This window comes from Actinoplanes ianthinogenes (assembly GCF_018324205.1).
Classification (GTDB): domain Bacteria; phylum Actinomycetota; class Actinomycetes; order Mycobacteriales; family Micromonosporaceae; genus Actinoplanes; species Actinoplanes ianthinogenes.
The window spans coordinates 4554726-4567324 of sequence record NZ_AP023356.1 but is presented as its reverse complement, the minus strand read 5'-3'; the positions used below and the strand labels follow the sequence as shown (position 1 = coordinate 4567324).

At 68.6% G+C, this 12599-nt stretch carries 9 protein-coding genes, 2 tRNA genes and 1 pseudogene; 6 read left to right on the top strand and 6 right to left on the bottom strand.

Translation table 11 applies throughout. The features are described from left to right. Positions 1–18: 18 nt before the first annotated feature. Positions 19–732: a class I SAM-dependent methyltransferase gene (locus Aiant_RS20505; RefSeq protein WP_189332122.1), complete on the bottom strand. Its 714-nt coding sequence runs from the start codon at positions 730–732 to the stop codon at positions 19–21. A gap of 279 nt (positions 733–1011) precedes the next feature. Here Aiant_RS20505 and Aiant_RS20500 point away from each other — a divergent pair, with 279 nt between their 5' ends. Next, complete coding sequence (locus Aiant_RS20500; RefSeq protein ID WP_189332341.1) at positions 1012–3000, top strand: DUF6311 domain-containing protein; 1989 nt, start codon at positions 1012–1014, stop codon at positions 2998–3000. Positions 3001–3170: 170 nt separating this feature from the next. Here the strand turns inward: Aiant_RS20500 and Aiant_RS20495 are convergent, their stop codons facing one another. Further along, positions 3171–3884 carry a hypothetical protein gene (locus Aiant_RS20495; protein WP_189332342.1) on the bottom strand — a complete coding sequence of 238 codons (714 nt, stop codon included), beginning with the start codon at positions 3882–3884 and terminating at the stop codon, positions 3171–3173. A gap of 388 nt (positions 3885–4272) precedes the next feature. On the opposite strand from Aiant_RS20495, the gene Aiant_RS20490 reads away from it, so the two are divergent. Next, positions 4273–5805, top strand: a complete 1533-nt coding sequence (locus Aiant_RS20490; RefSeq protein ID WP_189332123.1) for a peptide deformylase — start codon at positions 4273–4275, stop codon at positions 5803–5805. 19 nt (positions 5806–5824) lie between these two features. On the opposite strand, the gene Aiant_RS20485 is transcribed toward Aiant_RS20490, so the two are convergent. After that, positions 5825–6934 (bottom strand): globin domain-containing protein, encoded by a 1110-nt coding sequence (locus tag Aiant_RS20485; protein WP_189332124.1) that lies wholly within the window; start codon positions 6932–6934, stop codon positions 5825–5827. A 117-nt stretch (positions 6935–7051) separates the two neighbouring features. On the opposite strand from Aiant_RS20485, the gene Aiant_RS20480 reads away from it, so the two are divergent. Continuing rightward, the gene (locus Aiant_RS20480) at positions 7052–7825 is read left to right on the top strand and encodes a CPBP family intramembrane glutamic endopeptidase (protein ID WP_425322679.1); all 774 of its coding nucleotides are present in this window, start codon (positions 7052–7054) and stop codon (positions 7823–7825) included. A 27-nt stretch (positions 7826–7852) separates the two neighbouring features. Here Aiant_RS20480 and Aiant_RS20475 read toward each other — a convergent pair whose 3' ends face one another. Next, a complete protein-coding gene (locus Aiant_RS20475; RefSeq protein WP_189332125.1) occupies positions 7853–8470 on the bottom strand; it encodes a hypothetical protein in 618 nt (205 codons plus the stop codon). Positions 8471–9481: 1011 nt separating this feature from the next. Between Aiant_RS20475 and Aiant_RS20470 the strand changes: the two genes are divergently transcribed. Both Aiant_RS20470 and Aiant_RS20465 read left to right on the top strand, forming a co-directional pair. Next, a tRNA-Ser gene (locus tag Aiant_RS20470) sits at positions 9482–9571 on the top strand. 39 nt (positions 9572–9610) lie between these two features. Then, positions 9611–9683, top strand: a tRNA-Arg gene (locus Aiant_RS20465). On the opposite strand, the pseudogene Aiant_RS45825 reads toward Aiant_RS20465, so the two are convergent. Beyond that, positions 9657–10190 (bottom strand): annotated as a pseudogene (locus Aiant_RS45825) (tyrosine-type recombinase/integrase); the annotation flags it as partial. The gene Aiant_RS20465 and the pseudogene Aiant_RS45825 overlap by 27 nt on opposite strands. A gap of 602 nt (positions 10191–10792) precedes the next feature. Between Aiant_RS45825 and Aiant_RS20455 the strand changes: the two are divergent. Beyond that, positions 10793–11710: a hypothetical protein gene (locus tag Aiant_RS20455; RefSeq protein ID WP_189332126.1), complete on the top strand. Its 918-nt coding sequence runs from the start codon at positions 10793–10795 to the stop codon at positions 11708–11710. Between the two features lie 298 nt (positions 11711–12008). Here the strand turns inward: Aiant_RS20455 and Aiant_RS20450 are convergent, their stop codons facing one another. After that, entirely contained in the window at positions 12009–12578 is a 570-nt protein-coding gene (locus Aiant_RS20450; protein WP_189332127.1) for a TetR/AcrR family transcriptional regulator, read from the bottom strand. Between the last annotated feature and the right edge of the window lie 21 nt (positions 12579–12599).

Below are 12599 nucleotides of genomic sequence, written 5' to 3'. Positions count from 1 at the left end.
GATTGCTGTGCGGGAAGGTCAGCGCGGGGTGCGCGCCACCGCGAAGACCGACTGGCCGAACGGCGGCTTGACCACCCGCTCGGCCGCCTTGGTCACCGGCAGCACCAGCGAGTCGTACACCTTCACCATCGGGCCCTCTTTCGGGGCCAGCTTGAAGATGCTGGTCGCGCCGTAGTAGCCGATCAGGCCCAGCGCGTTCGCGTAGTGGATCTTCTCCATCTCCAGGCCCGCCTCGGCGAACGCGGCGCCCAGGGTCTTCTTCGTGTACCGCCGGATGTGGCCGGTGGCGATGTCGACCTGGCTCATCGCGAACATGAACGCCGGCACGATGATGATCACCCGGCCGCCCGGGCGGACCAGGTCACGCATGCTGCGCAGCGCGCCGACGTGGTCCTCGATGTGCTCGAGCACGTTGTAGGAGACGGCGGCACTGTACTCACCCGCGGCCTCCTGCGCGGGGAGCAGCATCTGCCGCACCTCGATGTTCGAGTGCTCGGCCATCCGCTCCTTGAGCAGCACGAGCCGGTCGGGGTCGGCCTCGGTCGCGGTGAACCGCGGAAGGTGCTCGGCCCACTCGATGGCGTAGTCCCCGAGGCCGCTGCCGATCTCGATGGGGTTGTCCCCGAGGTACGGGAGAGCGAGCTCGACGAACCACCGGCGGTGGTTCACAGCCGTGGCGAGGCCTTCGAGCACTTCGGACTGGATCCGCTGGTCTCCAGTGATGTCTGCCATAGGTGAGGTTCCCTCATCTTGCCGATCCGAGCTGACAGCGGGACCGGTGAAGTTAACCATCTACCGCCGCTATCCGAAAGTTGACCACCGGGTGACGGCGATTTTTTGGCCTGATTGAGACATAGCCCGCGCTGGTAGTTCGTTGGGTTACGCGTGGCTGGGCGTCGGGTGTGCGAGTGATCCATGGACACGCGGAAAACACGCGTACATATCGTCTCTATCACGCTGCGGGCGCTCATCGTGGAACTCTTCGCAACCTCGGTTAGGCTCGCCGATGCTATGACGATTACGGGTTTTGAGTCGACGGGCCAGTCGGCCGGTGAGAACGTTCTGCCGCCCCGCCAAGTGACCGCTGCCGAGGACCTGGACGCCGAGCTGCGCGCACTTGAGGACGGCATCGCCACGGCCGCGCCGGCTTCTGCCGTACCCGCCGGGGAAAAGACCGATGAGCAGGCAGGAGAGCCTGTCCGGCGCCGTCCTCTGTGGCGTGCGCTCACCTGGCAGGACGTTCTGGCAATAGCAAGTTTCCTAGCTGTTGCGCTCTTCGTCACGGCGCCGTTGTGGCTCAATCTTGATCATGAGTTGCGCGATGATCCACAGGATCAGGCTTTCTTCGAGTGGATGCTGGCGCACGGTGCACGCGTGCTCACGGATGGCGCTTATCCGTTCTTCTCGGATCGCATGAATTACCCCGATGGGGTGAACATGATGGCCAACACCTCGGTGTTGGCCGTTTCGCTGCCACTGACGCCCGTCACTCTTCTGTTCGGCCCGCATGTGGCGTTCAACGTATTTCTAACCGGCGCATTGGCATTAACCGGTGCTTCATGGTATTTGGTGCTCGCCCGCCGTCTGGTCACCTCGCGACTGGCCGCCTGGGTCGGCGCTCTGCTCTGCACCTTCGCGCCGAGCATGATCTCGCACGCCGCCGGCCACCCGAACATCGTCTCGCAGTTCCTGGTTCCGCTGATCATCTGGCGCACGCTGGAGCTGCGCGTGCCCGGCCGCGCCGTGCGCAACGGCCTGCTGCTCGGCGGCCTGCTGATCTGGCAGGCGTTCATCAACCTGGAAATCCTGTTCATGACCGCGGTCGGCCTCGGTGTCTTCTGCGCGGTCCTGGCCGTGGCCCGGCGCAAGCGGCACCGCGGCGAGACCTTCGCCTTCCTGCGCGGCCTCGCCGTCGCCGGGATCCTCGCCCTCGCCGTGCTGGCGTACCCGTTGAGCGTCCAGTTCTTCGGCCCGCAGTCCTACCAGGGGCTGGCGGAGTCGGTGCGCGCCTTCGGCGCCGACCTCGGTTCGTTCACCGCTTACTCCACCCACTCGGTGGCCGGCCGGACCGACCTCCCGCTGACCCTCGCGCAGAACCCGTCCGAGCAGAACGCGTTCTTCGGCTGGGGCCTGGTCGTCCTCTTCTTCGGGCTGATCCTCTGGATGCGGCGCAGCGCCGCGGTGCTGACCCTGGGCGCGCTGGCCGTGCTGTTCGCCGCGATGTCGCTGGGCCCGAGCGTCCACCTCGACGGCGCCGACACCGGGGTGCCCGGCATCTGGGCGTTCCTGCACCACCTGCCGGTGCTCAACTCGGCGGTCCCGACCCGCTGGGCGATGGCCATCGCGCCGATCGTCGGCATCGTGCTCGCCCTCGGCTGCCAGCGCGCCGCCGACCTGGCCCGCACCCAGCCGCACACCCGCGGCCCGATCCGGGTCGCCATGATCACCGCGGTGGCGATGGCGCTGGTCCCGATCGTGCCGCTCCAACTCGCCACGGTGGCGATGGAGCCGGTGCCGGCCTTCGTCACCTCCGGCCAGTGGCAGCGGTACGTGGACGACGAGCACACCATGGTCACCCTGCCGCTGCCGGACAGCAGTTACCCCGACCCGCTGCGCTGGAGCGCCTACACCGGTCAGGACCTGCGGATCGCCGGCGCCTACGCGCTGCTGCCCACGCAGAACCCGCAGGACCCGGCCGATCACACCGCGGCGTTCGCCCCGCCGTGGCGTCCGACCAGCGGCCTGATGGCCTCGATCCGGCAGGGCAACCCGACTCCCGAGGTCACCGCCGCGCGCCGCGAGATGACCCTCGCCGACCTGCGGTACTGGAAGGCCGGCGTGGTGGTGCTGACCCCGCAGACCCGCGACGTCGAGATGCTGCGCACCATGTCCGATCTGCTCGGCTTCCGCCCGACGTGGACCGGTGGCGTCTGGATGTGGGACGTGCGTGACCTGGTCGACGACCCGGACGCCGTCCTCACGGCCGAGGCCAGCAGCTGATCGCCGTACCGTAATCGGTTCTTGATCTGACGATCGTGACGGACCGCGGTCCGCACGACCGTCTCGTTCTCTTTCGGTACGCCCGGAGCCCGGCCGGCGTCGCGACAATCGCGCGCCGCGGGGGAATGCTGGATTACGAACGCGTGCGGCGGTAATCCGTTAATCCGCGGTCACGCCTTGATGCAGCAGCCCGGGCAGAGTTTCGCGGTCGGCAGGGTGAAGGCGAGGCAGCAGGTCTTGCGCTGCACGTCGAGCTCGCCGCTCGGACCCGGGACCAGGTCGACCAGGTCAGCGATGCCGAGCGCGCCGAGCAGCCGGCCGATCGACTCCGCGGACCGGCCGGGGACGGCGTCGGCCGAGCGGAGGACGCCGTAGGCGATGCCGGAGGCGAGCGAGCCGAGCAGCGGCCGGGTGCCGAGGCGGACCCGGCTGTGGATGGCGTCCAGCAGGGGCGTCAGGTGCTCGTCCAGGACGGCCCGGCGGAACGCGCAGAGCAGCGCGGCCTCGTCCGAGACGACGATCGCGTCCGGGTGACCGCCGAGCGCGAGCGGGTCGTCGGGAAGCACCGCGACGGGTGTGCCGGGGCGCACACCGAGCGTGATCATCACGTCCGGGTCGAAGCGCGTCAGCACGTTACCCGCGGTGATCAACGGAACCCGGCGGGCGGAGGCCCAGCCGAGGACCGCGGGCAGCGTCAGCCAGTAGGTGTACGCCTTCCAGGCGAGGGCGGCGGCGGCGTGCGGCTGCGCGTTCCACCGGCGGCCGGCGGACTCCAGCAGGGCGCTCAGGCCCGGGCCGGCCAGCTCCGCCGCTGGAGTCCATCCGGCCTGGTCACCGACGATCAAGCCGGGCGCCAGCGCGGGCGCCGGGACGCCGCCGAACATGGCGCGCAGGGTGGCGGTGACGGGCGCCAGCGGGTGGGTGCCGGTGCGCAGAAGGGTGACGGTCACGCGTCCACCAGCTTTTCCATCTCACCGCTCCCAGCAGGGGCCCGAACGTCGGCCGCGACCAGGCTTGCCGCCGTGGTCGGGCACTCTCGTCGGCCCGGCTCGTCGTCGTGGCCCACGGCGACCGAGAGTACTCGGTTAAGGCTAGCCTAACCAATGTCTGTGACGGGATCTTTCGGGCGAATACCCTCTGCGATGATTACATAACGTAGCGTTGCGATCCTGTCGGATTTGTCAAGGTACCTGTCGGCAACGCGCTACTAGCCCCATCCGGATACCCGACGCCAGCGACACTGAAGGTGCCGTCGCGAAGGGGACATCCGTGATGACCACCTCGCCCATTGAGAGGGCCGCAGATCAGTTCGTCACGGCGCTTGCGCAATGGCGGGTCGAGCGCGGGATGACCAAGAAGCAGCTCGCCGCGCGCATGGGCTTCGATCCCTCCTACGTCAGTCACGTCGAGGGCCGCCGCCACAAACCGACCGAGGACTTCGCCCGGCGGGCGGAGGCGGTGCTCGGTGCGGGCGGCGCGATCTGGCAACGCTTCCAGGAGTACGACGAGCTCCGGCACGCCCGCGGCTCGACCCTGCACCGCGACCCGCCGGTGCCGGTCCAGTGGCTGCCGCCGGGCACCGGCCTGGTGGTGGAACGCGAGATCGCCGAGCTCACCTACATCGGCGGCGGCTACCGCTGCCGGGTGATCCGGTCGCTCTACAACGCCGGCGTCGAGCCGGTCACCCGCTACCTCGTGAAGATCTCGGTGGACCGGTACCCGAACGATCCGGCCGGCTCCAACCGGCACCACCGGGAGCACCCGCTGACCTTCGAGGAGATGGACGTCAGCGCGATGGCCGGCGAGGGCGACGCGGCCGAGCCCATGCAGTGGCGGGTCAAGCTGGACCGGGACGCCGCCAAGGAGCTGTGGCTGCTGTTCGCGAACGAGCGTGGGCAGTTCCCGCTCTACCCCGGCGAGCGCACCACGATCGAGTACGCCTACACGGTCGGCGAGGAGAAATGGGGCCAGTGGTTCCAGCGCGCCGTCCGGCTGCCGACCCGGCAGCTCACCGTCCGCCTGAACCTTCCGCAGAGCTTCGAACCCCAGGTCTGGGGTGTCGAGGCGTCGCTGGCCGCGGAGGTCCCGGTCCGCAGTCCCCTGGAACGCCGCAACGAGGGAGGTCGCGCCATTTTCGAGTGGTCCACCGATCAGCCCCTGTTGAACGCCCGGTACCGCCTGGAGTGGCGGTTCCGTGGCGCCGACGCCCCCCGATACGACGAGTTCGGCCCACCCGAGCCACCCGCCCCGCCGCGCGCCTCGCACCGGATGCTCGGCATCGGGATCGTCCAGCGCGGCTCCGACCTGCTCCGGCAGCGCTCCCGGCACTTCCAGCTGCCCCGCGAGGGACCGGCCGCCCGGGAGACGGTCACCCGCCTGCTCACCTCGCTCGCCCAGCTGGAGGACCTGCACGAGTTCAGCAAGGGGGTGGGCCTGGCCGCGCCGCAGATCGGGCTGCCCGTCGCGGCCGCCGTGGTGCGCCCACCGGATCGCGAGCTCGAGCCGGTGGTGCTGCTCAACCCCCGGATCGTCGGCGAGTCCCGGGACGGCGACGAGCAATACGAGGGCTGCCTCTCCTTCTTCGACTATCGCGGCATGGTCGCCCGGCCGCTGCGGATCGAGGTGGAGCACGCGCGATTCGACGGCACCCGGGTGGTGACCGTCTTCGAGCGAGCCGTGGCCCGGTTGATCAGCCACGAGATCGACCATCTGGAGGGCCGGCTGTACGTGGATCGGATGGAGCCGGACGCCAAACTGGTGCCGGTCGCGCAGTATCAACAGACCGGCCGGCCCTGGGACTACTAGCTCTGCCCGTCGTCCCGGTTCATTCGCTGAAACTGTCGTACTTGATGCGCATCGACGGGACCTGCAGCTCGGCGAGGGTCTTCAGGGTCGCCTTGACCATGGGGCCCGAGCCGGAGACGAAGAAGTCGTGCTCGTTCCACGGGCCGTACCGGGCCACGATGTCCGAGATGTTGCCCTGCTCGCCGGGGAACGTGGGGTCCTCGCTGCACGCGGTCACCACCGACAGCCAGGGGTAGCGGGCGGCCAGGCGGTTCAGGTCGGCCAGGTCGTACAGGTCGTCCCGGTTCCGGGCGCCGAAGAAGACGTGCACCCAGCGGGTCCGGTTGTACCTGGTCAGTTCCTCCAGCAGCGACTTCACCGGGGCCAGCCCGGTGCCGCCGGCCACGAAGACGGCGTCCCGGGTCGATCTTCGATCCAGGGTCATCGAGCCCATCGGCGCGGCCAACTTGATCATGTCGCCCACCTTGAGTCGCCGGACCAGAGCGCTGGAGACCCAGCCGGCGCCGAGAGCCCGGACGTGGAATTCCAGCGAGTTGTCCCGGCGCGGCGCGTTCGCCGGTGAATAGGTGCGCCACAGTCGCGGTTGATAGGGCGTCGCCTCCAGGCTCAGGTACTGCCCGGCGCGGTACTCCAGCGGCTGCAACGGCAGCACGGTGAAGACCGCGATGTCATGCGAGCGGCGCTGGTGCTCGACGACCTCGCCGTACCAATAGGGCGGATTCTGATCGGCGTCCGCGCCGGCCAGCATCTTGCTGGCGATCACCGCGTAGGCGTCGGCCCAGGCCTGGTCGTACTCGACACCCCACTGCTCGCCGGCGAACGCCCGCAACGACTCGATCAGCGCGCCGCCGACCACCTCGTAGTGCTCGGGCAGCACGTGGAACTTGCGGTGATCCCGGCCGAGCGCTCGCAGGTAGTCGTCGAACCGCTCGGGATCCTCCAGGGTCTGCACCGCGGTGACGATCGCGGTCAGCAACCGAGTCCGTTGCACATCCATCTGCACCGGGAAAAGGTCGCGCAGGTCGGGGTGCGACAGGAACATACGGGCGTAGAAGTATCCGGCCACCTTGTCCTGATGTTCCTCGACGAGGCTCCAGCTCTCCTTGAGCAAGCGTGCGAGGTCTCCCATGCATTCATGGTGGTCAGCACAGTCGGGAACACGACGCACCAAAAGTGCGACTCGTCACGTCTGTCGGCGCGTCGCTTGCCGAAATGGCCGCATTCTGGCCGTCCTACAGTTAAAGCCGTGACTCTTGAAGGCCAGCGGACCACCCGATCGGCGTACCCCGCCGAGATAGTCATCGTCATGCTGCTGTCGCTCGGGCAGTCGGCGATCTGGTCGCTGGTGCGGCTGACCGCCACGCTCACCGACGGCAAGCCGCTGGCCAGCCACACCGCGACGCTGAATGCGCCGCTGTCCCCCCGGCCGTACCTGGACCTCACCTACCAGCTGCTGAACATCTTCTTCGACCTGGTGCCGGTCGCCCTGGCGTGGTACCTGCTGCGCCGCGACGACATGAACCCGGGCCGGGACCTCGGCATCGACCTGCGGCGGCCCGGCTTCGACGCGGGGTGGGGCGCCGCACTCGCGGCCGGGATCGGGATCCCCGGGCTGCTGCTGGTTTATACCGCACTCCAGCTCGGGATCAGCGCGCAGATCGTGCCGTCGGCGTTGCAGCCGTACTGGTGGGCGGTGCCGGTGCTGATCCTCTCCGCGATACAGAACGCGGTGCTGGAGGAGGTGCTGGTCGTCGGTTACCTGATCACCCGGCTCCGACAGCTCTCCGTCTCGGTGCCGGCGATCATCGCTTGCTCTGCCGTGCTGCGGGGGTCGTACCACCTGTACCAGGGGTTCGGCGGCTTCATCGGGAACGTCGTGATGGGGGTGATCTTTGCGCTGTTCTACCTGCGGACGAAGCGGGTGATGCCGTTGATCGTGGCGCACAGTCTGCTCGACATCACCGCGTTCGTCGGTTATGAGTTGCTGCCGGATTCATGGCTGGGGTGGCTGCATCCGTAAGCAGCGTCTTCACCTCTCTTACTCGTCTTACTCGCGGGCCTTCTCCCGCCCGGTGTACCAGCCGTAGCGTCGCTCGGCTCGGGTCGCCACCGCCTCGGCCGCGTTCCGGCCGCCGAGAACCGCGCCGAGCAGGCTCGTGCCCGGGAGGAAACGGTCGGCCAGGCGCAGCGCGGCCCAGGCCGCTCCGTTCCGGTAGCCCGGGAGGAGGCCCAGGATCTCCGCCGCCCGGTCCGGGTGGGTGGGATCGAGACCGTACGCCGCGGCGAGGTGCAGGACCAGCTCGGCGTGGGTGAACGCGGCCGTGGCGACCAGGGTGAACGGGGCGTAGGTGCCGGAGAGCGCGCTGAGGCCGCCGCGCAGCGTCGCGGCGCGGGTGAAGCGGGCGGTGGCGAGCCTGGCCAGGGCTTGCGGGGTGGCGGCGGGGTAGGTGGCGCGGGTCTGCGCGGCCCAGGCGGCGGCGCGGGGGCCGAGGGTGTGCACGGCGGAATCGGCCAGGAGTTTGGCGGCGTTGCGGGGGTCGGCCAGGAGGCGGGGCCAGAGGTCGACGGCTAGTTGGTCCGGGGTGGGTAGAGGCGGCTGCGGGGTAGCGGCCCGGGTCGGCTGGGCCGGGACTGTTGGGGGTGTTTCGGTTGTCGGCGCTGCCACGGTGTCGGCCGTTGGGCGCGGTGCTGCCACGGTGTCGGTTTTGGGGCGCGGCGCTGCCACGGTGTCGGCTGTTGGCGGCGCTGCTGCGGTGTCGGTTTTGGGGCGCGGCGCTGCCACGGTGTCGGCCGTTGGGGGCGGCGCGGCCGCTGCTGCTGCTGCCTCCGCTGGCGGGGCTGGTTTGGTCATCGGTGTTGCCGCGGCGACCTCGGCGGTCTCTGTTGGTGGGGCCGGCTTTGTCGTCGGCGCTGCCTCAGTCGGTGTCACCGCCTTCGTGACGACTGCTTGAACCGGTGCTGTTTCCGCCGGGATCGTGGCCGCCGGAGCGGTGGTCTTTCGGGCGCGTTTGGCGGGAGCCGCGCGCTTCACCGGAGACTCCGGGCTGGTCAGCGGGTCGGCCGGGGTGCTCTTTGCGGCTGCGCGGGCGCGCGGGGCGGGCCGCTTCGCCGGGGCGGGCTTCCTCGCCGGAGGCTCCGGTGCGGTGTCCTTCTTCACGGGCGTTGCCGCTGCCGGGGTGGTCTTTGCGGGGCGTGCGGGTTTTTTCGCCGGCGGCACCGGGCGGGGTGGGGTCGCCTCTGCCGCCGAGGTGGGCTCCTCGGCCGGGGCTTGACTCGGGGTCGCCTTGGCTGGTGTGGCCTTGGGCACTCTTGTCGTGGGACGGGGAGTTGTCGTGGATGCGGGCGGGCTGTCAGGCGTACCCAAATCGGGTTTTTGGGGGTGACCTTCGGCACTGACCCCGGGTCGTGGCGGCTGGAAGGTGACCACCGGCGGTGCCCCACGCCGGGCCGGCGGCGCGGCCGGCTCCTCCGAACCCGCTCCGCTGAACGGCGCGTGCGGATCGCGCCCACCCCGCGTCTGCTTCTCCTCCATCCTGCGCAGCGTAGTCGCAAGCGCAACGTTTCGCCTGTTCGCAGCCTTCACAGCAGATCTTCGGGAGGTTTCGGGCGGACCTCTTTGTGCGGCCCTCAGGCGGTCCGGTATCCTCAATCCTCGGTGGCTCCGACGGGCCGCCGAGGAGACTTCGCCTAGTCTGGTCTATGGCGCCGCACTGCTAATGCGGTTTGGGCTAACCGCCCATCCCGGGTTCGAATCCCGGAGTCTCCGCGCAAAAGTCGGTGTGTATGCTGACTGAGCACTGAACGAGCGCCCGTAGCTCAATGGATAGAGCATCTGACTACGGATCAGAAGGTTAGGGGTTCGAGTCCCTTCGGGCGCACTTCTTCGATAAAGGCCTGAGCTGCGGAAACGCGGTTCGGGCCTTTGTCGTTGTCCGGCCTGTGTGGAGGGTGGGTGGCACATGGGTGTCGTTACTTTCCGTGACGGAAGGGGTTGCGGCGGTTGCGTGACCTGCGGCTTCGCTTCTTGTTGATGGGTCGTTTCTCCGAAGGTGTTTCTTTTCGCCGCGCCCGGCGGGCCGGTTCTTCGCCGCTTTCTGCTTGATGCGTTTGCGGGTGTGCCGGGCCGCTGCAAGCACCAACGCGGCGGTGGCATCCGCGCAGCGGCGCTGGCTGTCGGGCAGGACGCTGGTGTGGGTGTCGGCGGTGACCACGATGCTGGAGTGGCCGAGCAGATCTTGCAGGGTCTTCAGGTCCGCGCCGGCCTCGTGGGCCAGGGAGGCGGCGCCGTGGCGCAGGTCGTGCAGGCGGGCCGGGGGTAGGCCGGCGCGGGTGGTGAGTTTGCGGAAGCGGGTGGTGGCGTAGCTCGGGTTGATCGGTTCGCCGTCTTTGCAGCCTCACTTGCGCAACCCACGGCCACACCGATGCGGCGGGCGCCTCGATCCGTACCGCCCGCCATATTCCGTCCTGGCCGAGTCCCACTCGGCTTTCACTTCTCTTGCCGCCGATCGTGCGCGCCGACCAGCAGAGAGGCAGTTGCAACGGCTGGGCCGGGTTGGCTGACAACGGTACAGATTGGACCGTCCGGGCCCGTGCTGAGGCGCGGGCCCGGATCGTGCTGTCGGCTCGAACGGCTCGGTAAGACCACGACGCATCTGGTGGCGCGGGCTTACGGACGCCGGGCGGCCTCGGGCGTGCCGATCGGTGGCGGCACCGCAATAGCCGAGGTGCTGGTCACGGTGTTCGGGCTGACGTTGTCCGGCTGGCAGACCGGGCTGCTCGCGCAGCCGGCCTTGTGGACGATGGCGTGCTTGCTGCTGACCCGCGGCCGGGTGCGCGCGCACGTGGGCGCGACGTTGCTGGCGGCTGCACGCCCCGGGAGTCGCGTTAAAGAAGCTTTAAGGAAAGCTTGTTCAGCGTCATGAACTGCCGTCACATCATCGCTCGTATATCTCGGCACAAGCAGTACCGAGACGAAGAGGAGCCGTGCATGTATCGACGCGGAGTCAGCAGCCGGACGCGCAAGCTGGTGATTGGAGGTGCCGCAGCAGCGCTGCTCGGCTCGGCGCTCGCGGTCGGCACGGGGATGAGCCAGGCCGCCGAGTCCGGAGCCGGCTCCGGCAACATCAACGCTTTGGTGCCGGCGCTGGGCTTCAGTCCGGGTGATCCGAACGCGACGGCCGACCGTGTGGGTCCTACCGGGGTGAACGTTCCCGGTCGCTGCCCGCCCACTCAAGCCCAAGTGAACGCGCAGGTAGCGCTCAAGAATGCGAACTTTCCGAGTGGAGCGGACCTGGAAAGTCGCATCCAGCGTTTTGAAAAGACTCTGTCGGCGATTCAGGACTTGAAATGCCCCGCATCTTCCACGACTTTGCTGGGCCGCTTGAAATCCTTGACCGCGCTGCGCGGAAACGCGGACCGCGATAACATCCTGCGTGGTTTGGGTTTGAACGAGACGCCAGCGGACAAAGCCGCCGCAGGATCCGGTGACGCGGCCGCGAGTGGAGCGACGGGGAACGCCGGAGCCGGCTCCGGCAACATCAACGCTTTGGTGCCGGCGCTGGGCTTCAGCCCGGGTGATCCGAACGCGACGGCCGACCGTGTGGGTCCTACCGGGGTGAACGTTCCCGGTCGCTGCCCGCCCACTCAAGCCCAAGTGAACGCGCAGGTAGCGCTGAAGAATCCGAACTTTCCGAGTGGAGCGGACCTGGAAAGTCGCATCCAGCGTTTTGAAAAGACTCTGTCGGCGATTCAGGACTTGAAATGCCCCGCGTCTTCCACGACTTTGCTGGGCCGCTTGAAATCCTTGACCGCGCTGCGCGGAAACGCGAACCGCGATAACATCCTGCGTGGTTTGGGTTTGAACGAGACGCCAGCGGACAAAGCCGCGGGAAATGCGGCGCCGTAAAACGCGCCAGCGAAATAGGCAGAGCGGCGCCGCGGACGACGGCAACCTGATCCTTCGCGGATCCTGATCCACGGTAAGGAAACGCCTCGCCGGAGACCCTCGCACCACGGGGGTCTCCGGCGCGTCCGTGTGTGGCCCATGCGCGCGGTGATCTTCGGCTACTTCGGCACGCTGACCGACCCGCACGGACCTCTTCACCAGCCCTGAGGACGGATCGGTGCGCGTCGAGGCGCCGCTGCTGCTCGGCTCGTACCCGGGGTTCTCGGCGCTCGTCGCCGCGTGGGGGTCACGACCCGATTCAGGCGCGCACTTGAACGCTTTGCAGGAAGCTTTCCGCCAGCTCCCGGATATCGAGTTCGGTCGAGTCCCGTCCGCTCATGATCCAGTAGAACGCCGGCCCGATCAGGCGTGCGGCCACCTGATCGGGGGCGGCCAGGCCGGGAATGGTCCGGTCGAGGACGGCTTGCGCGCTCGCGCCGAGGACGTCGCGCGACGCGATCAGCTGCGCGACCGCCGGATCGTGCTGAGCGGCGGCGAGCAGCGTCCGGTACGCGATCCCAGCCGGTGAGTGCGTCAGGAAGCGGACCAACGCCTCGAGGTAGGCGCTGATGCCGGCCAGCGGGGTGCGGGCGGGCGGCACCGTGAGTTCCTCCTCGGCGTCGGCGACGCTGGCCTCGAAAATGATCTCCGCCTTGGTTGACCACCAGCGGTAGACCGTCTGCCGGCCGACGCCCGCGCGCTCAGCGATGCCCTTCATCGTCAGAGCGGCATAACCGACTTCGAGCAACAGGTCGTCGACCGCATGCAGGACGGCTTCACGCGCCTGTTCGCTGCGGGGCCGGCCGCCTCGGCTCTTCGGTTCGATCATCCGGCCATCGTACCGAGACAT

Bases quoted from the DNA above. Each gene is read 5' to 3' on its own strand.
- Aiant_RS20485 (WP_189332124.1), bottom strand. From the start codon at position 6,934: ATGGGAGACCTCGCACGCTTGCTCAAGGAGAGCTGGAGCCTCGTCGAG.
- Aiant_RS20495 (WP_189332342.1), bottom strand. From the start codon at position 3,884: ATGTTCGGCGGCGTCCCGGCGCCCGCGCTGGCGCCCGGCTTGATCGTC.
- Aiant_RS20500 (WP_189332341.1), top strand. From the start codon at position 1,012: ATGACGATTACGGGTTTTGAGTCGACGGGCCAGTCGGCCGGTGAGAAC.
- Aiant_RS20450 (WP_189332127.1), bottom strand. From the start codon at position 12,578: ATGATCGAACCGAAGAGCCGAGGCGGCCGGCCCCGCAGCGAACAGGCG.
- Aiant_RS20505 (WP_189332122.1), bottom strand. From the start codon at position 732: ATGGCAGACATCACTGGAGACCAGCGGATCCAGTCCGAAGTGCTCGAA.
- Aiant_RS20455 (WP_189332126.1), top strand. From the start codon at position 10,793: ATGTATCGACGCGGAGTCAGCAGCCGGACGCGCAAGCTGGTGATTGGA.
- Aiant_RS20490 (WP_189332123.1), top strand. From the start codon at position 4,273: ATGACCACCTCGCCCATTGAGAGGGCCGCAGATCAGTTCGTCACGGCG.